At 45.3% G+C, this 20,279-nt stretch carries 15 protein-coding genes and 2 tRNA genes; 10 read left to right on the top strand and 7 right to left on the bottom strand.

Annotation, left to right across the window (positions count from 1 at the left end; genetic code table 11):
- Window positions 1-112: 112 nt before the first annotated feature.
- The gene (gene galA / locus HYN49_RS04050) at window positions 113-3,523 is read left to right on the top strand and encodes a beta-galactosidase GalA (RefSeq protein WP_108902925.1); all 3,411 of its coding nucleotides are present in this window, start codon (window positions 113-115) and stop codon (window positions 3,521-3,523) included.
- A gap of 197 nt (window positions 3,524-3,720) precedes the next feature.
- Here galA and HYN49_RS04045 read toward each other — a convergent pair whose 3' ends face one another.
- The 4 genes from HYN49_RS04045 to HYN49_RS04030 all read right to left on the bottom strand — a co-directional run bounded on the left by HYN49_RS04045 (window position 3,721) and on the right by HYN49_RS04030 (window position 5,760).
- The gene (locus HYN49_RS04045; RefSeq protein ID WP_108902924.1) at window positions 3,721-4,176 is read right to left on the bottom strand and encodes a 6-pyruvoyl trahydropterin synthase family protein; all 456 of its coding nucleotides are present in this window, start codon (window positions 4,174-4,176) and stop codon (window positions 3,721-3,723) included.
- 54 nt (window positions 4,177-4,230) lie between these two features.
- Window positions 4,231-4,304 (bottom strand) — tRNA-Ala (locus tag HYN49_RS04040).
- A gap of 77 nt (window positions 4,305-4,381) precedes the next feature.
- A complete protein-coding gene (locus HYN49_RS04035) occupies window positions 4,382-5,209 on the bottom strand; it encodes a carboxypeptidase-like regulatory domain-containing protein (protein ID WP_108902923.1) in 828 nt (275 codons plus the stop codon).
- A complete protein-coding gene (locus tag HYN49_RS04030) occupies window positions 5,209-5,760 on the bottom strand; it encodes a hypothetical protein (protein WP_108902922.1) in 552 nt (183 codons plus the stop codon). Before HYN49_RS04030 ends, HYN49_RS04035 begins: the two co-directional genes overlap by 1 nt.
- Before the next feature lie 173 nt (window positions 5,761-5,933).
- Between HYN49_RS04030 and HYN49_RS04025 the strand changes: the two genes are divergently transcribed.
- Genes HYN49_RS04025 through HYN49_RS04015 form a run of 3 tightly spaced genes read left to right on the top strand, consistent with a single transcriptional unit; the run spans window position 5,934 to window position 8,088 of the window.
- Window positions 5,934-7,115 (top strand): hypothetical protein, encoded by a 1,182-nt coding sequence (locus HYN49_RS04025; RefSeq protein WP_108902921.1) that lies wholly within the window; start codon window positions 5,934-5,936, stop codon window positions 7,113-7,115.
- A gap of 2 nt (window positions 7,116-7,117) precedes the next feature.
- The gene (locus HYN49_RS04020; RefSeq protein ID WP_108902920.1) at window positions 7,118-7,609 is read left to right on the top strand and encodes a hypothetical protein; all 492 of its coding nucleotides are present in this window, start codon (window positions 7,118-7,120) and stop codon (window positions 7,607-7,609) included.
- A gap of 29 nt (window positions 7,610-7,638) precedes the next feature.
- Entirely contained in the window at window positions 7,639-8,088 is a 450-nt protein-coding gene (locus HYN49_RS04015; RefSeq protein WP_108902919.1) for a hypothetical protein, read from the top strand.
- A 144-nt stretch (window positions 8,089-8,232) separates the two neighbouring features.
- On the opposite strand, the gene HYN49_RS04010 is transcribed toward HYN49_RS04015, so the two are convergent.
- Both HYN49_RS04010 and mce read right to left on the bottom strand, forming a co-directional pair.
- A tRNA-Ile gene (locus tag HYN49_RS04010) sits at window positions 8,233-8,306 on the bottom strand.
- 99 nt (window positions 8,307-8,405) lie between these two features.
- Window positions 8,406-8,807 (bottom strand): methylmalonyl-CoA epimerase, encoded by a 402-nt coding sequence (mce, locus tag HYN49_RS04005; RefSeq protein WP_108902918.1) that lies wholly within the window; start codon window positions 8,805-8,807, stop codon window positions 8,406-8,408.
- A gap of 119 nt (window positions 8,808-8,926) precedes the next feature.
- Between mce and rbfA the strand changes: the two genes are divergently transcribed.
- Window positions 8,927-9,319, top strand: coding sequence for a 30S ribosome-binding factor RbfA (rbfA, locus tag HYN49_RS04000; RefSeq protein ID WP_108902917.1), 393 nt, complete (start codon window positions 8,927-8,929; stop codon window positions 9,317-9,319).
- Window positions 9,319-10,518, top strand: a complete 1,200-nt coding sequence (locus HYN49_RS03995; protein ID WP_108902916.1) for an ABC transporter permease — start codon at window positions 9,319-9,321, stop codon at window positions 10,516-10,518. The genes rbfA and HYN49_RS03995 overlap by 1 nt, the downstream gene beginning before the upstream one ends.
- 72 nt (window positions 10,519-10,590) lie before the next feature.
- On the opposite strand, the gene HYN49_RS03990 is transcribed toward HYN49_RS03995, so the two are convergent.
- Window positions 10,591-11,199: a superoxide dismutase gene (locus HYN49_RS03990; protein WP_108904946.1), complete on the bottom strand. Its 609-nt coding sequence runs from the start codon at window positions 11,197-11,199 to the stop codon at window positions 10,591-10,593.
- Between the two features lie 227 nt (window positions 11,200-11,426).
- Between HYN49_RS03990 and HYN49_RS03985 the strand changes: the two genes are divergently transcribed.
- From HYN49_RS03985 to HYN49_RS03970, 4 genes are all read left to right on the top strand, one after another.
- Window positions 11,427-14,567 carry a UvrD-helicase domain-containing protein gene (locus HYN49_RS03985; RefSeq protein ID WP_108904945.1) on the top strand — a complete coding sequence of 1,047 codons (3,141 nt, stop codon included), beginning with the start codon at window positions 11,427-11,429 and terminating at the stop codon, window positions 14,565-14,567.
- A gap of 62 nt (window positions 14,568-14,629) precedes the next feature.
- A complete protein-coding gene (gene kbl, locus HYN49_RS03980; RefSeq protein ID WP_108902915.1) occupies window positions 14,630-15,823 on the top strand; it encodes a glycine C-acetyltransferase in 1,194 nt (397 codons plus the stop codon).
- Between the two features lie 134 nt (window positions 15,824-15,957).
- The gene (locus HYN49_RS03975) at window positions 15,958-17,364 is read left to right on the top strand and encodes an OmpA family protein (protein ID WP_108902914.1); all 1,407 of its coding nucleotides are present in this window, start codon (window positions 15,958-15,960) and stop codon (window positions 17,362-17,364) included.
- A gap of 65 nt (window positions 17,365-17,429) precedes the next feature.
- Window positions 17,430-20,180: a PD-(D/E)XK nuclease family protein gene (locus tag HYN49_RS03970; RefSeq protein ID WP_108902913.1), complete on the top strand. Its 2,751-nt coding sequence runs from the start codon at window positions 17,430-17,432 to the stop codon at window positions 20,178-20,180.
- The last annotated feature ends 99 nt before the right edge of the window (window positions 20,181-20,279 follow it).

Below are 20,279 nucleotides of genomic sequence, written 5' to 3'. Positions count from 1 at the left end.
CACGGGCTTTATACCCTGAACCTTGCACCTTGCACCCCTCATAAAACTGGTCGGTATCTAAAAACACGCGCATACCAAATCGTTACCTTTACGGCAAACCAAACGATTCCGTATGCGCAATTTTATAATCTCCCTTTGCTCCTGTGCCTCGTTTTTTGCTTCCGCACAGCAACGCGGCCACCTCAATTTTGATGAAGGCTGGAAGTTTCATTTCGGGCATGCCGCCAATCCCGAAAAAGATTTCAACTACGGCATCGCCGCGTCGTTTTCAAAGTCGGGAAAATCCACAGGAACCGCAATTGAGCCTCAATTTATTGACACCGCCTGGGCTAATGTGAACCTGCCACACGACTGGGCGGTCGCCTTGCCGTTTGTAAACGTAAACAATTTCGATGTGCAGTCGCACGGCTATAAACCTGTCGGCGGTTTGTTCCCTGAAACCAGCATCGGGTGGTACCGCAAGCATTTTACGCTGGCAAAATCAGAGGAAGGCAAGCGTTTTGACATCCAGTTTGATGGCATTTTCCGCGATGCGAATATTTGGGTCAACGGCTTTTATGTAGGCAACAACGAAAGCGGTTACGTAGGTGCACATTACGACATTACCGATGTTTTGAAATTCGGCGAGGACAACGTGATTACCGTTCGCGTCGATGCCACGCAATACGAAGGCTGGTTTTATGAAGGCGCAGGGATTTACCGCCACACCTGGCTCAACAGTTATTCCAAAGTACATATTGTGCACGACGGTATTTTCGCTTCCGCAGATTATACTACGGGTAAAATGTCGCTTACAGTCGAAACCGAAACCATCAATGAAGGTTTCAGCCCGGCAACCTACAGCATTTCCTATTACGTAAAAGACCGCTGGGGCAAAACTGTCTGGAAATCGGGCTCCGAAACCGTAAACCTCGCGGTGAATGAAACCAAAACCACGAAACAAACCATCAAAACGCCCTATCCCGTAATGTGGTCATTGGAAAACCCAAACCTGTACCGTATTTATGTTGAAATCCGGCAAAATGGAAAGGTCATTGACAAACAAACCGTCAAATTCGGTTTCCGCGAAATCGAGATCAAACCGGATGGCGTTTACCTGAACAAACAGCACCTCAAGATTTTAGGCACCAACAACCATCAGGACCACGCCGGCATCGGCAGCGCGCTCCCCGATTATATGCAATATTACCGTATTAACCTGCTGAAGAATATGGGATGCAACGCCTACCGTACCAGCCACAACGCCCCGACACCCGAACTGCTCGAAGCGTGCGATAGCCTCGGGATGTTGGTGTTGGATGAACAACGGCTACTGAACAGCGGCAAGGAATCACGCGACCAATTTACAAGATTGCTCAGGCGCGACCGCAACCACCCGTCCGTATTCCTGTGGAGCATCGGGAATGAGGAAGGGATAATCCAGGCCAATGAAACCGGGCGTAAGATTGCCCAGACCTTATTGGCACAACAAAAACAATACGATCCAACAAGGACGAGCACCTATGCTGCAGACCTTCCTAATATATATAAAGGCGTTAACGAAGTCATTCCCGTCCGCGGCTTCAATTACCGCCAGTTCGATGTAGCCGCCTATCACAAGGACCATCCGTTACAACCGATCATCGGGACGGAAATGGGCAGCACCGTGACGACCAGAGGCGTTTACGTCAAGGATTCCATCCGCGCTTATGTACCTGACCAGGACATCACGGCACCATGGTGGGCGAGTACCGCGGAAACCTGGTGGAAGCTCGCCGCTGAAAACGATTACTGGCTCGGCGGATTCATCTGGACGGGCTTTGATTACCGCGGTGAGCCTACACCTTATAAATGGCCGAACGTGAATTCTCATTTTGGGGTGATGGACGTGTGCGGTTTCCCGAAAAACATCTATTATTATTACCAAAGCTGGTGGACGGATAAAGACGTACTGCACATTTCACCGCACTGGAACTGGCCTGACAAACAGCATTGGGACAAACCGAACGACGATGTCGAAGTCTGGGTAAACTCGAATGCCGACAGCGTCGAATTGTTCCTGAACGGCAAATCCTTAGGCAAAAAAGACATGCCGCGCAACGGGCATTTGAACTGGACAATGCAATACCAGCCGGGCAAACTCGAAGCCATCGCCTACAAAAAAGGTAAAAAGCTTACCGCTGCTATTGAAACCACCGGCGCTGCCGCAGAAGTGGTGATGACCCCCTATAAAACGACGATTTTAGCTGATGGCAGGGACGTATCGGTCATCAATATTTCAGTAGTGGACAAGGAAGGGCGCGAAGTTCCGGATGCCGACAATATGATAAAGTTTTACCTCACGGGCGATGCCAAAATCATCGGCGTAGGCAATGGCGACCCGAGCAGCCATGAACCGGACCAATGCCCTGATGGTGCGTGGCAGCGTTCCTTATTCAACGGCAGATGCCAGGTGATTGTACAATCGGGGAAAACTTCGGACCTGATCCATTTGGAAGCCAAAGCTGCGCGATTATTTACAGGCGCCACGGACATCGTTACCGTGCTTCCCGCAAAAGCGGCTTTAATTTCACATGATAAAACCTACGACCTTAAAGGTGAAGCGGCGCAAATGCGTCCCGTAGACAAGATGATCGGGGCTGATATTTCGTTTTTGCCGGAGCTAGAAGCGCAAGGGGTAAAATTTTCAGACAAAGGGGTACAGAAAGATGCGATCCAGATTTTAAAAGACCACGGCCTCAATTACGTCCGCCTGCGTATTTTCAACGAACCTTCAAATGAAAAAGGGTATGCTCCGGGCAAAGGTTTCTGCGATCTGGAACATACCAAAGCCATGGCCAAACGCGTCAAGGCAGCCGGTATGAAACTGTTGTTAGACTTCCATTACAGCGACTACTGGGCAGATCCGGGCAAGCAATATAAACCGAAAGCATGGGAAGGGCTGTCCTTCAACGAATTAAAGAAAGCGCTATACGACTATACCGTTAATGTGATGACCGAACTTAAAAACCAGGGCACCCTGCCCGATATGGTGCAGGTCGGCAACGAAATCAACCACGGCATGGTCTGGCCGGAAGGCAACGTCAACAATCCTGACGGTATGGCACAGCTTTTCAAGGCGGGAACAGCCGCGGTAAAATCTGTAGATGCGACCATCCCGATCATGCTGCACCTGGCTTTGGGCGGGCAAAACCATGAATGTGTTGCCTATATCGACGGCATGCTGAAAAGGGATGCTCATTTTGATGTGATCGGACTCTCTTACTACCCGAAATGGCATGGCACCCTGGACGATTTACGCAACAACATGAATGATCTTGCCCTGCGCTACCAAAAAAACCTTGTGGTGGTGGAGTATTCACAGCTGAAGCGTGAAGTGAACAAGATTGCGTTTGAAACTGCAGCCCAAAAAGGAAAAGGCACCTTCATCTGGGAACCCTTAAGTACCTGGGAGCAGTTTTTTGACAAGGATGGGAAATCCAATGAGTTGCTTTTGATTTACGATGAATTGAGCGGGCAGTTCCTGAGCAATAGCAGGAAATAAGGACGGCTGGTCGAAAGTCAAAAGTCAAAAGCAGCACATTTTCGTTCAGAATGCTGCAATTGGGTTCCGGACGATCATCTGAGCGCTTGATGAAATCTTCTTAACGGTTTTTCTACCATAAGGGACACAAAGGCAGGAAACGCAAAGGACGCAAGTCCCATGCGGACCTTTCGAAAAAACCTTAGCGAACTTAGCGGTTAAATGACATTATCAGATGCGAACCATTCCGCAAACGAAGTGTCCGTTTCCTGAAGCCGCAACGAAAACAATGAAATCCCGGCCGGCAGCCTTTTCTGGATCTTTTCTGCGAAATCAATCACCATATTCTCACTTGTCGGCTGGTAATCCACTAAAATTACATGATGGCCGCGTTCCTTGAGTTCGTTTGCCAATTCAAGATGCGGCGTGTTTTTATTGAAGACGGTAGCGTGGTCAAACTGGTCGACAACTTCTTCTTTCACGATGTATTTCAGGTCTGTAAAATCGATTACCATGCCATATTTCACGTTGGTGCTGTCTGCAATGGGCGTGCCGATCACCGTCACCGAAAGCTTATAGCTGTGCCCATGCACATTCTTGCATTTACCATCGTAGCCGTAGAGCGCATGGCCGGTTTCAAAACTGAATTGCTTGGTGATCCTGATTTTAGCCATCGTAATTTATTTACGGAAATTTAAAAAAGCAGCACCTCTCGATACTGCTTTACGTGGAGAATACCGGATTCGAACCGGTCACCTCTTGCCTGCCAGGCAAGCGCTCTAGCCAAATGAGCTAATCCCCCAATAGTTCGGCAAATATACTATTTTACACCATACTGCAAAATCATTTGTAAAATAATATTAATTCTCCTTCCTCAAATTAATAGGCTGCCGTTACCCAAAACCCAAAACTCAGTTTGTCGTTCCTCGTATTCCATTTGCCCTGGCTGGCGGCGCGTGTAATAACAGGGGTTCCTTTGTAATCAGCAAGGAAATGCAGGCCGCTTTCGCCCATCTCTTCAATCAATTCTATGGAGACGAAAAAATCGCCTTCCGCCCAGATGTTGTAATCGGTGAGGTCTACGTCGAGCTGGCCTTTTTTAATTTCAGTATCGACGATGATGTTCTCGCTGAGGATGCTGTTGTTTGGCAGGCCGTCTTTGATATCGTAAAAATTGAGCCGGAACTTGAGTTCGCGGTATCGGTTAAAGTCAATTATTGCGTGGAATGCTTTAATGTAAGTTGGTTTGCGCTTCAGTTTAATCGTTACGCCCATTTCGTTCCCGAGGATGTTCTTCTCAAACCCCGCCGATTCCGTTTTCTTACCCGGAATATTGCCTAAAGTATTCGTCTGAAGCTTCTTGTTTTTTACGACCACTTCCTTGAGTGTCGACACGCTGCGTTCGAGCTGGATTACAGGATTCTTATTAATTTTGGAAATAAAATCGGAAACCCTGATCGTCTGCGGCTCATAACCCACCATCGACACCTTCACCATCTCTGCATCCAAACCCGGCGACAGCGTTAAAGTGAAATGGCCGTTTACATCCGAAACCGTTCCTATATTCTTATTGACCACCCCGATGTTTACGTAAGGCAATGGTTCTCCTGAGGTTCTATCCTTTATGGCACCTGCATAATCCGTCTGGGCATGCGCAATGTTGCCGGCAAACAGCAACAGGAAAAACATGGATTTAAAAAAACGCATTATTCGGTTTTTACAGGCGCTGCATCGGGATTCAGCAATGCCGGAGTTTTTGCAGGAGGCGTCACCGGAGTGAGGGTTGCTGCTGCCTTTTTAGGCGCGGAGCTTAGTGGTTCTCCCACCCCAATATCACAGCGATGTCCAGGCTGTCCGTGCGGAGGGTTCATGCCTGGTGCGGTTTTCACCGGTGTCTGTGTTACGGTCATTCCCTGGTTCGCAGCTGCTTTGCCGGGCGTGACTGTGGTGGCGTTGCCTTTAGGGGAGTTCAATGGTGCGCCTACGGCAATATCACAACGGTGTCCGGGTTGCCCGTGAGGCGGATTCATACCGGGAGCGGTTTTTACGTCGGCAGGTGCCGGAGTCTGTACCATTTGCGGCTGCCCCTGGACCGGCTGTGGCTGCACGTTTATGGGTTGTGCATTGGCAGGCACGGTGGCAGTTTCTGTCGCTGCCTTTTTAGGCATATCGGAATTGTCCTGAGGCATGAGTTCTTTTTTACAGGAAACAAGCAGCAATCCGGCTGCTAGAAATATCGGAAGGGATTTCGATGTCATAATTTGAAATTTAATGGTTTCAAATATAGAGAATTTGGCGAATAATTTCTAAAAATTAGGATTTTGAATATTCCGACTAAAGCCTGGCAGATTGCTTTGTATGCAAAATCTGTTTAATTTGCGTATTTTGAAATATAATGCGTTATACTAAGCCAGAACATTAACCTAATCCAATGAAATTATTATTTAAGGCGATTATGCTGTTCTTTATCGTTAATGTTTCAGCACAAGCGAAAGAGGAAATTTATCAGTTTTCCAAAGACATCGAAGCGAAAACCGACAAAGACACGCTGCCGTGGAAATATCAGATGGCCGCAACAGCCTATTCCATTAGCGGATTTTATAAAAAGGCGCTGGAGGCCTGGGATAAAAACGGGGCTTCTCCTGTAAAAATCAGTAAAGAAGACAGTTTGTACTTTGGGTATTTCGAACAAGATGACGCACGCGATTACATCATTAACCGTTCAAAAAAGGAAAGGATTATTATTATAAATGAAGCGCACCACAATATAAAGCATCGGGTTTTCACCACATCGCTGTTGCATGGCCTTTATGACAATGGCTATCGTTTTTTTGGTTTAGAGGCATTATCGGATACACTGATCAATAAAAGGAAATTTCCGGTAATGGACAGCGGGTACTACACTCAGGAACCACAAATGGCCAACTTACTCAAAGAGGCCATCGATATCGGGTTTACCCTGTTTGAATATGAACCTGCCGATGTAGCATCCGGCAAAGAGCGGGAAATCGGGCAGGCCGATAATATCGCCCGATGGATGCAGAAAAACCCGGACGCAAAATTCCTGATCCATTGCGGCTGGGACCACGTGATTGAAGGTACTCCTGGCAATAAAAGCTGGGGAAAGGCAATGGCGGGGCGACTGAAGGAAAAGACCCGTGTCGATCCTTTCACGATTGACCAGACGGCTTTGTCTGAAAAAGGCGATCGTCAATTTTCCAGCCCTTACATTGCAATGGCAGGTTCCAAAACGCCTGTAATTATGGTCGATGCCAATGGCAGGCTTTTTAATGGACCTGCAGCTAATGACCAAACCGATTGTAAAATAATTCATCCGGTAACCGGATTTGTAAATTCCCGCCCCGAATGGCTTTTAATGGACGGTAAACGAAAAACGTATCAAATCCCGAAATCAAAAATCAAAGAATATCCTGTTTTGGTCCTTGCTTACCGGAAAAATGAGTTTTCACAGCACGGTGTTCCTGCTGATGTGGTTGAAGTATTACATGCCGATGATAAAACAAGCCTGGTTTTAGCCAAAGGAATTTATGATATTATCGTCAAGAACAACCGATACGAGGTCATAGAAAAATTTGAGATTAAAATTAAATAAGCATGTTCAAGCTGATCCTTCTCCTGGTTTCGTCTGCCCTGTTTTCACAAACGACGGCATCGCCTGGCCTTGACCAGAAAGATTTCGACGGCACGGATTGCTGTTGGCGGAAATTGTCTGAGCAAAAGCAATATAAAGAAAGTGCCGCATTGATTGTTGCTTACATAGAACATGGAAATGTGGCCAATATACAGTCGTTGAACTGGCATGCGGGCCAAATGTTCGCTTTTGCCGGAGAAAATAAACAAGCCTTGAAATATTTCAGGAAAACTTACAATGTAATCCAAAAATGGTTTGGCGGAGAAGACGGAAAAGCGTGGTTTTATTTTGCAAAAGGGACGGCTGCTTTCATCAGGCGTGATAAAGTAACGTTGGCCCGGATCATCGGAAAATGGAAAAGGAAACTGCCCGTTGACCGAAACCTGAAAGAATTGGAAAAGTTGCTTTTTAACTGGGATATGCAGTATAAGGAAGCTGCGGGCGGGCCACCATAGGATATTTAAAATTTTGAAATGAATCAGTTATGAAAATCTTTACCAAAACCGCATTTTTATGTTTGGTCATCGCGCTGTCCGGCTGTGGGCAACGGCACCGGGAATCTTTTGACGGCAGGACATTGACCGGGTATGAACCGATGCAGAATATCGACCCTTCCAAACCTGACAGCAAATGGTTTCATATGACTAAACTGACGTTCAGGAAGGACAGCGTATTCATTGTACAAACGCCTGTGTATGTTTTTAACTCGGACACTACCTATTCTGAAAGCGACGGCGGTTTCTACAATTACAAAGGCACCTTTGAGGATAATGGCCACTTTGTGATCGACGCCATTGAGACCGGTTGCGACTATTGCCCTGAATTGATGTCAACCGGCAAAAACGGCAAACTGCAGAGGGTTTACCGACATAAAACATACGATGGATCAAGGATTACCGGTGGTTTGCAATTGAATGGCGTGGTGTTCAGGTAAGATTTAAATCCTGAAGCCAAGTCTCACATCTGAATGGGGCTAAAACCCAAAAGAATAATGTCAAAAAAAAGCCCCTCATCGCTGAAGGGCTGTAATTTCATCGGCAACAACTGCAAACTGCAACTGTATACTGCCAACTTTCGGTGGTCCCACTTGGGCTCGAACCAAGGACAACCTGATTATGAGTCAGGGACTCTAACCAACTGAGCTATAGGACCGGGTTAGGGCTGCAATATTACTACTATTTTTGTTGGGTTGCAAATGTTTTTTTCGCGATTTTGCTCTGACAACTGCTTACTGCTACTGCCCACTGAAAACTAGCGCTTCTCCTGGCACAGCTCGATCAAAACCCCGTTCGTGCCTTTAGGATGCAGGAAGGCGACTAACTTATTGTCGGCACCGGGTTTCGGGGTTTCATTCAGGACCGTGAAGCCTTCACCTTTGAGGCGTGCGATTTCGGCAACGATATCAGTCACGTCGAAAGCGATGTGGTGGATGCCTTCCCCTTTCTTTTCCAGGAATTTGGCAATCGGGCTATCCGGATTGGTGGCTTCGAGGAGTTCAATTTTATTTGGGCCATTCATGAAGAACGATGTTTTTACGCCTTCGCTGGCGACTTCCTCACTTTTGTAAGGCGGCGCTCCGAAGATTTTTTCGAAAAGAAGATTGGACGTTTCAAGGTCTTTGACAGCAATGCCGATATGTTCGATTTTGTTCATTTTAAAAAGGTACAGGGTTCAGGGTGCAAGGTACAGGTTTAATAGTATCCTGCAAAACCTTAACTGAACCCTGAACCTTTAAACCTTGTACCCTGAACCTATTTTCATACCTTTGCCGCATGGAAACGAACAGACAGAAAAAAATAGGCGGCGTACTGCAACAGGATTTGGTAGATATTTTACAAGGTGAAATCCGGAAAAACGGTATTACGAATCTTGTGATTTCAGTATCAAAAGTCAGTGTCACCACTGATTTATCCGTTGCCAGCGTGCACCTCAGCATTTTTCCTCAGGAAAAGGCGGCAGAGACTTTAGCAGCCATCCGTTCCAATGGCCCTTTGATTAAACATGATCTTGCCCAACGCGTGAAAATGCAGTTGCGCAAAGTACCGAACCTGACTTTCTATCTTGACGATTCCCTGGATTATATCGAAAAGATTGACAAGGCGCTTTCGCAAAAGGAAAATCCGATTGAAAACAGGGATTTGCTCGACCGCAGAAAAAAATTCTAGTGAATTTCCCGCTGTACATAGCCAAGCGCTACCTTAAAAGCGTCAGCAAAAACAACGCCATCAATATCATCAACCGCATTGCATCGTTGGGGATCATTACGGGTGCGGCGGCTTTGTTTATTGTACTTTCGGTTTTCAGCGGACTCGTGGATTTCAGCCTTTCCTTTTCCAACACCATCGACCCGGACATCAAGGCCGTAGCCGCCACGGGAAAATCATTTTTCATCAGCGCGAAACAGCAGCGCGAACTGCAAAATGAAAAAGGTATTGCTTCCTTCAGTAAAATCATTGAAGAACGCATGCTTTTTGTCTTTGATGAAAAATCCGAATTTACATACATTAAAGGCGTTGACAGCCTGTTTACAAACGTGAGCACCGTAAGGAAAAGCGTCGTGAACGGCAGCTGGCTTGAGCCAAATACAAACCAGGCGGTAATCGGATATGGCTTGTATGAGAAACTCGGTGTCGGTTTGGGCGAATACAACCGGCAATTGGAAATATATGCGCCGAAACCCGGTAAAGGCATTATTGAAAACCCGGAGGAGGCTTTTAGGAAAACTTCGGTAATTCCTGTCGGGATGTATGCAATCAGCGAGGAACTGGACTCTAAATATGTCTTTACGGATTTCGAATTGGCCTCGGAACTGATGGGTTACAAACCAGGACAGGTTACCGCGTTGGAACTGAAATTAAAATCCGCTGAGGACGAAGTGGCAGTTATCCAATCACTCCACAAAATTTTCGGAAATCAATTACTGATCCGAAACCGCGCACAACTCAACGATTCATTATACAAAATGCTGCGTACAGAGAACCTTGCGATTTACCTGATTTTTACATTGGTGATTATATTGATCCTTTTCGCATTTGCAGGCGCGATCATTATGATGATTTTAGACAAGAAATCGAATCTGAAAACCCTGTTTTACCTCGGTGCCGAAATTCGAGACCTGCGCAAGATATTCCTGCTGCAAGGCACTTTGTTATGTGTAAAGGGTGGATTGATCGGGATTGTCATAGGAAGCATCGTCGTTGTTGTCCAACAGTATTCCAAACTCGTCATGATTACGGATACGCTGGCTTATCCTGTCGTTTTTTCACTCACAAATATTGCCATTGTCATGGCTACGATTATTTCGCTCGGATTCCTTGCTTCACTGATCGCCTCGGGCCGCGTCAGCAAAAAACTGATGGAATAAAAAAACGGACAAATTTGCATTCGCCCGTTTTTCCGTGTTCAAAAAAAAAATCTAAAATCTCAAAACTTAATTTTATTTCTCCAGCGCATACCTCCTGGCCACTTCGGTCCAGTTGATGACATTGAAGAATGCCTCGATATAATCAGGTCTCCTGTTTTGGTAATTCAGGTAGTAGGCATGTTCCCATACATCCATGCCTAAAATTGGGGTACCGCCACATCCTGAATCCGGCATCAGCGGGTTGTCCTGGTTTGGCGTACCGCACACTTCGAGCTTACCGCCTTTATGAACACAAAGCCACGCCCATCCGGAACCGAACTGCGTAGCGCCCGCTTTCGAAAACTTTGCCTTAAATTCGTCAAAGCTGTCAAAATCCCTTTCAATCGCAGCAAGCAGGTCTCCGCTTGGTTTTCCGCCGCCGGTAGGCGACATCACTGTCCAGAAAAGGTTGTGGTTGTAATATCCGCCGCCGTTATTGCGAACCGCTGCGTTTTTCTTATCAAGGTTAATCAGGATGTTCTCGATTGTCAAACCTTCTAAATCCGTTCCTGCAATCGCAGCATTCAGGTTTGTAGTGTAGGCATTGTGGTGCTTGCTGTGGTGTATTTCCATCGTGCGCGCATCAATATGTGGTTCCAGCGCATCGTAGGCATACGGCAATTTGGGTAATTCAAAAGCCATAATCTTAGTTTTAAGGTTGTTTTCAAAAATCAAATTTAAACATTTAACTTTGGAAATGGAAATACTATTTCGTTATAATTGAATTAAAATAATCGATTGTTTTGATTTCTGTTTTTTCAGGAGCATAATCCCGCTGTCCGCTATATCTTTTCCCGGCTAAAGGAGCCGGAAAAAGGATGCCGCTTCCATCGGGGCTGGCGCATCTACATCAATTGAAATTTCTCACCATGCATACACCCTCTTTCTCGCTTTATGATGCCTCGGCCGGATCGGGAAAAACCTACACCCTTGTCAAGGAATACCTTAAAATCATCCTGCGTTCCGAGAAGAACGATGCGTACCGTAACATTCTCGCGATCACTTTTACAAATAAGGCGGTACATGAAATGAAGTCGCGCATCGTCGGCAATTTGTCCGAATTTGCAAAAGATGATCCTTCCGCGAAAGCCGTCGCGCTGATGGAAACCATTTCCGGAGAAATTGGGATTCCTTTAGCAACAATCAAACGAAAGGCGCAGCAGATCATCCGGCATTTAATTCACAATTATGCGGCGTTCGATATTTCCACAATCGATAAATTCACGCACCGCGTCATCCGCGCGTTTGCCCATGACCTGAACCTGCCCGTTACTTTCGAAGTCACGCTCGACACCGAAAACCTTCTGGCGGAAGCGGTCGACACCATTATCGCGCGCGCCGGAGAAGACGAAACGCTGACCAAACTGCTCGTCGATTTCACGATGGAAAAAACCGATGACGACAAAAGCTGGGACATTTCACGCGAAATCCTCGAAACGGGAAGATTGGCGTTGAATGAAAACAACCGCCACGAAATCGTTCATTTTAATGAAAAAACGATCCCGGAATTCATCGCCATCAAGAACCAACTCATTGAAAGCATTAACGAACTGGAAGCAGGTGCGGTTGCGTTTGCCAAAAATGCTTTGGAAATCATGCAGGTCAACAACATCAATCCGGCATCGTTTTCAGGGCAGTATTTCCCAAAACACCTCGAATCCATTATTGAAGGCCGCTTCAACCCGAAAAACAAAACGTATCGCGAAACCGAAGATTTCCGCATCAATAAAACCGCCGCGGACCGCGAAGTAATCGAAAGCTTTATCCCGGAATGGATTTCGATCCTGGCACAGGTGTACAAAAATTTTGGGAGACGGGATTTTTATCGCGCATTTCTCAGAAATATTACACCTTTATCGCTGCTGAGCACCGTAAGCAGACAATTGACTGACATTCAAAAGGAACAAAACGTGCTTTCCATCGCCGAATTCAACGCCATCATCCACCGCGAAATCCAGAACCAGCCCGCACCGTTTATTTATGAAAGGCTGGGCGAGCGTTACCGCCACTTTTTTATAGACGAATTCCAGGACACGTCCGAAATGCAGTGGCAAAACCTGATCCCGCTGATTGACAATGCGCTTTCCGGGCAGGATGAGACGGGGCAAAAAGGCACTTTAATGGTCGTCGGCGACCCGAAGCAATCCATTTATCGTTGGCGTGGCGGGAAAGCGGAGCAGTTCATAGAGCTTGGAAAAGGCCATAATCCTTTCAACAATCCGGAAAAAGAACGATTTTCTTTAGACACCAATTGGCGCAGTTATTCGCAGGTGATTGATTTCAATAATGATTTTTTCAGGTACATGTCCGGTGAATTTGACCATGTCGATTACCGCGCGCTATACCAGGAGCAGAGTTTCCAGAAGTCCAACCACAAAGAAGGTGGCTACGTCAATATTTCATTTCTTCCTGACGCTTCCGCAGAGGATGAGGCGACTGAAAAAACTGAACTGTATGTAAATGCCACATTGGATACGATTAAAAAAGTCCTCAGTCTCGGATTTCATTACAATGATATAGCCATCTTAACCCGCAAACGCGGACAAGGCATCGCAGTTGCCGATTTCCTGACCGCAAACGACATTCCGTTACTGTCGTCTGAAACTTTGGTCATCGGAAATGCTTCTGAAGTAAGATTGATCATCAGCCTGCTGCGATATCTGAAAAACGGGAAGGATGTGGAAGCCAAAGCGCAATGGCTTGTTTTTATGGCGAAAACCCTGCAACACGAATTGCCTGTCCATGATTTTGTAGCGGAAGGTATGGCTTTTGAAACCGAAACGGACCTGGAACACTGGCTTTCGGGAAAAGGCATTGCGATGGTGTTCCAGGAAGTGCGCCGCAAGTCGCTTTACGAAGCGGTTGAAATCATCATAGACGCATTTCTTGCAAAAAAACACAACGCTTACATCCAGTATTTCCTGGATATCGTCTTGGAACGGGACGTGCGCGGACAGGCAGGCATTTCCGATTTTCTGGAATACTGGGAAAAAAATTCAGAGAAATTCAGCATTCCTTCTCCGGAAGGCAGCGATGCGGTCCGGATCATGACGATACACAAATCGAAAGGGCTTGAATTCCCGGTTGTGATCATGCCTTTTGCAGAAGAAGATTACAGCCGCAAACCGAAAGACAAACTTTGGCTCGAAACGGAAGAGGAAAACATCGGTTTACCGAAAGCCTTGATTGATAACAGCAGTGCTGTCGAAGGTTTTGGCGAAAATGCCTCAGTGATTTACCTGCAGAAAAAACAGGAGGAATTGCTGGACAATGTGAATGTTTTGTATGTGGCGCTGACGCGTGCCGAAGAACAATTGTACATCATTTCAAACAAAAACATCAATGCAAACGGTGAAGTAAAAGCAAATGACATGTCATCTTTCTTTGTAAATTATCTTATCGGGAAAGGGATTTTTGAAGAAGATAAAAACGAATATGCTTTTGGGAACGCCGCAAAATTATCTGCAGAAATGCCGAAAAACAATGATAATCAACTCATTGAAACCGTAAATGAGGCGTTGCAGATGTCCAGCATTAAAATTGCGCAGCGCGAATCGTTGATGTGGGGCACGAAACAACAAAAATCAATCGAATACGGAAATCTCGTGCATGAAATCCTTTCCGGGATACGCACTGAAGAAGATGTAGATACCGCAATAGCTTCGGCGATCAGTGACGGTCTGATTTCAAAAGACAAGGAAGCTGAGATTCGAAATAGTATCATTTCCATTATAGAACATCCGGAAATCAACCTGTATTTTTCAGCCGGAAATAAAATCCTGAACGAACAGGCCATTATCCGCAAAGAAGGTACACTCATCAAACCCGACCGCATGGTCATTACGCCGAAAAACGAAGTCATGCTGCTAGACTATAAAACCGGCGCGCACCAACCGAAATACAAATTACAGCTTGAGACCTATGAACAGGCCATCGGGAAAATGGGATATCGAGTGATAAAAAAAATATTGGTGTATATCGGCGATGGGGTGGAAGTGGTAACTTTGTGAGGGATTATCAGATTGTCGGATTTCTGGTAATCTAAAAATCAAATTAAATAAATAACTAAACTATGTACGGAAAAATCAAAGAACACCTGCAAAGTGAGCTGCAGGCCATTGAAGACAACGGGATTTTCAAGAAAGAAAGAATCATCACCACGCCGCAGGGTGCAGAGATTAAAGTGTCGACCGGGGAAACCGTGTTGAATTTTTGTGCGAATAATTACCTTGGGCTGTCGTCTCATCCTGAAGTGATCCAGGCGGCCAAAGACGCATTGGACACGCATGGCTTCGGCATGTCGTCCGTACGTTTTATCTGCGGGACACAGGACATCCATAAAACCCTGGAACAGAAAGTCGCCGAATTTTACGGAACCGAAGATACCATCTTATATGCCGCCGCATTTGATGCGAACGGCGGTGTTTTTGAGCCATTATTTAATGAGCAGGACGCCATTATCTCCGACAGCCTGAACCATGCTTCGATTATTGACGGCGTGCGTTTGTGCAAGGCGATGCGCTACCGTTATGAAAACAGCAATATGGAAGACCTGGAGCAGCAATTGATCAAGGCCAATGAGGCTGGGGCGAGGTTCAAAATTATTGTTACCGATGGGGTGTTCTCTATGGATGGTTTGGTGGCACCGTTGGATAAGATTTGCGACCTGGCCGATAAATACGATGCGATGGTGATGGTTGACGAATGCCACGCCGCAGGATTCATCGGGACCACTGGCAAAGGAACACTGGAGGCCAAAGGGGTGATGGGACGTGTTGATATCATTACCGGAACTTTAGGCAAAGCTTTGGGTGGTGCCATGGGCGGTTACACAACCGGTAAAAAAGAAATCATCGAATTGCTCCGCCAACGGTCCAGGCCGTATCTGTTTTCAAATTCGCTGGCTCCTGCCATTGTAGGTGCTTCGATCAAGGTTTTTGACCTGCTGAAGAAAGATACCTCGCTCCGCGATAAGCTCGAATGGAATACCAACTATTTCAAGGAAGGCATGAAAAAAGCGGGTTTTGATATTATCGACGGAGATTCTGCAATCGTACCGGTCATGTTATACGATGCGAAACTGTCTCAAACCATGGCTAACGAACTGCTCAAGAAAGGCATTTATGTTATTGGATTCTTTTTCCCTGTAGTACCTAAGGAAAAAGCACGCATCAGGGTACAATTATCTGCAGCGCATGATAAAGAACATCTCGACAAAGCCATCAATGCATTTACTGAAGTGGGGCAGTCTCTTGGGGTTATATAATTTTTTTCAAATGTTATAACATCTAAATTTTATAGTATTTTTCAGCGTTTTTTTTAACATCTTATTTTGTAGTTATGTAATTAGCGCTTACTTTTGCTCCATATTTAACTGATGATAATCAAATAAAAACAAGTATGAAAAATCTAAACAAAATTTTTGCAGCCGCTTTATTGCTTCTGGGATTGAGTTCCCAGGCACAGGATGCTGACAACCCATGGGCCATTTCCTTTGGAGTGAATGCTGTTGATACAAGGACCAGTGCGGGAGACAAGAATGTCTTCGCTCATTTCGACCAACCTTTCCACATCAAGGAAAACTGGAACATCCTTCCTTCAGTATCTTACTTAAATGTATCTAAGTATGTGGGAAGCGGATTTACATTCGGCGTATCCGGATCTGTTAACAAAATTGACAAATTGGTTTACCGTTCTGAATTAAACCCAAAAGATTTCGTCGTAAAAAATCCTGGTGATTTAAGCTACTACGCTGCTGATGCTGTGATCAAATACAGCTTTATGCAATTGATCGGTTCGAAATGGTTCGACCCATCACTTCACATCGGTGGAGGTTATACCTGGTTCGGCGATTATGATGCTGGTACTGTAAATGGCGGACTTGGATTGACTTTCTGGTTGTCTGAAACTGTAGGTCTTTCATTACAATCTACTTACAAGCATTCATTCAATGACAATGACGACAGGGCGGTTGGCGTTCCTTCACACTTACAGCACTTTGCTGGTCTTACTTTCAAATTCGGAGGTAAAGATACTGACGGTGATGGAATCTATGACAAATACGATGCTTGTCCTGAGCAGGCTGGTCCAAAAGAACTGAACGGTTGCCCTGATACAGATGGCGATGGTATCCTTGACAAAGATGATGCCTGCGTTACTGAAAAAGGTCTTGCTGAATTCCAGGGATGTCCAGACAGGGATGCTGATGGCGTAGCTGATAAAGATGATGCTTGTCCTGATGAAGCTGGTTTGAAAACTTTCGGTGGATGTCCTGATACTGACGGTGACGGAATCCAGGATAAAGAAGACAAATGTCCAACTGTAAAAGGACCAAAAGACAACAAAGGTTGCCCATGGCCAGATACTGACGGTGACGGAGTTCTTGACAAAGACGACAAATGTCCGGATGTAAAAGGTACTGTAGCAAACAACGGTTGTCCTGAAATCTCTGAAGAGCAGATCAACAGACTGAACGCTTACGCTAAAACAATCCTTTTCAACAGTGGTAAATCTACTTTCAAACAGGAAACTTATGCTGTACTTCAGTCAATCACTGCCATCTTGAAAGAATACCCTTCTTCAAGATTCAGCATCGAAGGACACACCGACAGCGATGGTAAAGATGCCATGAACCAGAAATTATCTGAAGACAGGGCTGCTGCCGTTAAAAATTACCTGATTGAAAACGGCATTGACTCTGCAAGGTTATCTTCTGCTGGTTTCGGTGAATCAAAACCAATCGATACGAATAAAACTGCTGCTGGTAAAGCTAACAACAGAAGGGTAGAAGTGAAATTGGTAAAATAATTTCCTCCTCTTAAATAATTACAGGAACGCCCCGATTAGTCGGGGCGTTTTTTTATTTTTATGGCATGGGTCAAAACGCTTTTCTTTCTCGTCTGGCATCAGTAATTTTGGCTGATTATGCTGAAAATTTAACAGAAACTACTGTCATCCTTCCAAACAAACGCGCAAAGGTTTTCCTGGTAAATGAACTTAAGGAACAAGCTGAGCAAACGGTCTTTTCCCCGAATATCATCAGTATCGAGGATTTTATACAGGACATCGCAGCCATTCGTGCGATTGATCCCATTGAATTGTTATTCAGTTTTTATGACGTGTATCTTTCCATTGCTGAAAAAGACCCGCAGCCATTCGAACAGTTTGCAAATTGGGCGAAAACATTACTTCAGGATTTCAATGAAATAGACCGTTATCTCCTCAATCCCGATCATGTCCTTTCCTACCTCAAAGATATTGAAGACATCAAACGTTGGGGCGTAGAACCCGAAAACAAAACGACTTTACTGGAAAACTACATTGATTTCTGGAAGCTTTTGCCAGCTTACTATCATGCGCTTTACCATCACCTGCTTCAAAAAAAAATTGGATACCAGGGATTGATTTATCGCGAAGCAGTAAACAACCTCAGCCATTTTTCCGAATCTGTTGCCAATAAGAAATTCCTGTTTGCCGGTTTCAACGCCTTAAATGCTGCCGAAGAAAATATCATCCAGCATTTGCTTTCCGCAGGACTGGCCAGAGTGTTTTGGGATGCGGACCGCGCTTTCCTTGACGACGCTTATCATGATGCAGGGCTTTTCCTTCGACGTTTTAAAGACAACTGGAATTATTATAAAGGCCATCCGTTCGAGTGGATTTGGGACAATTTCAGCAGCGAAAAACAAATCCGCGTCATTGGCACGCCTAAAACCGTCGGGCAGGCTAAAATCGCCGGAAAATTGCTCGAAAACATCATGGCATCAAACCCTGAAAGCCGATGGGACAAAACCGCTCTGGTTTTAGGTGAGGAAAACCTGCTTATCCCGGTGCTGCATGCGCTTCCTGCATCGACCTCGGCGCTGAATATCACGATGGGTTATTCGGCTAAAAATAATCCGGCACAAATCCTGGTGTCGAAATTTTTTAAGATGCATACCAATGCCCTCCAGCGCAGTTCCTATGTTTTTTACTACAAAGATGTGCTTGATATCCTGACGCATCCATTGATCGAGCCTTACGCCGGAGCGCAGCAGTTGGTAAACATCATCAACAATAATAATTATACCTTCATTACCCACACCCGGCTGTTTGAACTTGGCCCGAAAAATGCATTATTCACTTTGCTTTTTTCAAAGTGGGGAACCGATAACATCAGCGTGCTGGATTCGGTTACAGGTTTGCTGCAAACCATCAAAAATAACCTCAGCAATGAAAACCGCGAGGAAAAGATTACAAAGGCTTTTGTTTTTGCGGTTTTTAAAGTCATCAACAAACTCATTTCACATTACACTGCCCATCCGGGAATCGGGAAAGTGGAAACGCTGTATGCCATTTACAAACAGGTTATCGACCTGTCCGAAGTATCGTTTGAAGGCGAGCCATTGACCGGGTTACAGATCATGGGCGTTTTGGAAAGCCGGGTCCTGGATTTCGATACTGTAATTGTCACTTCTATGAATGAAGGGAATTTCCCCGCCGGAAAATCACAACAATCTTTTATCCCGTATGATGTGAAGCGCGAATTGGGCTTGCCCACATTCAAGGAAAAAGATGCGATTTATACGTACCATTTTTACCATCTGCTGCAGCGCGCCAAAAATATTTACCTGTTGTACAATACGGAAAGTGAAGGTTTGGATGCCGGCGAAAAAAGCCGTTTCATCACGCAGCTTGAAGTAGAAAAGCAGCCGTTACATGAACTGATACAGGAAATTTATAGCCCGTTTTTGCCGGAAAAAGCCTATGAGCCGTTGGTCATCCCGAAATCTGAAAAAGTGAGGGCGCGGCTTCGGGAGATTTCTGAAAAAGGATTTTCACCTTCTGCATTGACTATGTACATCCGCAACCCGATTGATTTTTATTACAAAAAAATATTACGCATCAGCGATGTGGAAGAAGTTGAGGAAAATATCGCGCTGAATACCTTAGGAACCATTATCCATGAAACGCTTCGCGTGCTGTTTGAGCCATTTATCGGTAAATTCCTTTCGGACGGTGACATTGAAGGTTGTTTCAAAAAAATCGATCAAGCGGTTTTGGAACAATTCAGACTGGTTTACAAAGAGGGAGACATTCGCAAAGGCCGCAACCTGCTTGCGTTTGAAGTGGCAAAACGCAATATTTTCAATTTCCTCACTGCAGAATTGGAATCATTACGAAATGGCGACAGCGTAAAAATCGTCGCATTGGAGCAAAATTATTCGCGTCTGCTCGAACATCCAGTTTTGCCGCATCCGGTTTTAATCGCCGGAAATGTCGACCGTATCGAGCTTCGCAACGGGAAAATCCGCATCGTAGATTATAAGACCGGGAAAGTCGAAGCGCGTGATGTGACCTTAAAACAATGGGAAAACCTGACACTCGACAGCAAAACCGACAAGATTATCCAGGTATTGGCCTATGCTTACATGTATGCACCGCAGGCGGAAGGACAGGAAATTGAAGTTGGGATCATTTCGTTTAAAAACCTCAAATCGGGATTCCTGCCATTTCTTTTTAAGGAAGAAAAGACGGTTGTTTCGATTGTCGATGAAAATGTTTCTTTAAGATACAGGGAACAGTTGGTGTTTTTGCTGAAAGAAATACTGGATAGTGAAACCCCTTTTACGGAGAAAATTTAAACGTTTCGTTGCAATATACGCGCTTTCGAAAAGTTATTGATTGCATAAAATCCTTTCGTATCAGAACATTTTTAAACATTTTCGAATTCTTCAAGACGA

Source organism: Flavobacterium pallidum (assembly GCF_003097535.1).
Lineage (GTDB): Bacteria > Bacteroidota > Bacteroidia > Flavobacteriales > Flavobacteriaceae > Flavobacterium > Flavobacterium pallidum.
This window is presented reverse-complemented; position numbering and strand designations above follow the sequence as displayed.

Coding starts and splice junctions, on each gene's coding strand:
- galA (WP_108902925.1), top strand. CDS start 113: ATGCGCAATTTTATAATCTCCCTTTGCTCCTGTGCCTCGTTTTTTGCT.
- HYN49_RS04045 (WP_108902924.1), bottom strand. CDS start 4,176: ATGGCTAAAATCAGGATCACCAAGCAATTCAGTTTTGAAACCGGCCAT.
- HYN49_RS04035 (WP_108902923.1), bottom strand. CDS start 5,209: ATGCGTTTTTTTAAATCCATGTTTTTCCTGTTGCTGTTTGCCGGCAAC.
- HYN49_RS04030 (WP_108902922.1), bottom strand. CDS start 5,760: ATGACATCGAAATCCCTTCCGATATTTCTAGCAGCCGGATTGCTGCTT.
- HYN49_RS04025 (WP_108902921.1), top strand. CDS start 5,934: ATGAAATTATTATTTAAGGCGATTATGCTGTTCTTTATCGTTAATGTT.
- HYN49_RS04020 (WP_108902920.1), top strand. CDS start 7,118: ATGTTCAAGCTGATCCTTCTCCTGGTTTCGTCTGCCCTGTTTTCACAA.
- HYN49_RS04015 (WP_108902919.1), top strand. CDS start 7,639: ATGAAAATCTTTACCAAAACCGCATTTTTATGTTTGGTCATCGCGCTG.
- mce (WP_108902918.1), bottom strand. CDS start 8,807: ATGAACAAAATCGAACATATCGGCATTGCTGTCAAAGACCTTGAAACG.
- rbfA (WP_108902917.1), top strand. CDS start 8,927: ATGGAAACGAACAGACAGAAAAAAATAGGCGGCGTACTGCAACAGGAT.
- HYN49_RS03990 (WP_108904946.1), bottom strand. CDS start 11,199: ATGGCTTTTGAATTACCCAAATTGCCGTATGCCTACGATGCGCTGGAA.
- HYN49_RS03985 (WP_108904945.1), top strand. CDS start 11,427: ATGCATACACCCTCTTTCTCGCTTTATGATGCCTCGGCCGGATCGGGA.
- kbl (WP_108902915.1), top strand. CDS start 14,630: ATGTACGGAAAAATCAAAGAACACCTGCAAAGTGAGCTGCAGGCCATT.
- HYN49_RS03975 (WP_108902914.1), top strand. CDS start 15,958: ATGAAAAATCTAAACAAAATTTTTGCAGCCGCTTTATTGCTTCTGGGA.
- HYN49_RS03970 (WP_108902913.1), top strand. CDS start 17,430: ATGGGTCAAAACGCTTTTCTTTCTCGTCTGGCATCAGTAATTTTGGCT.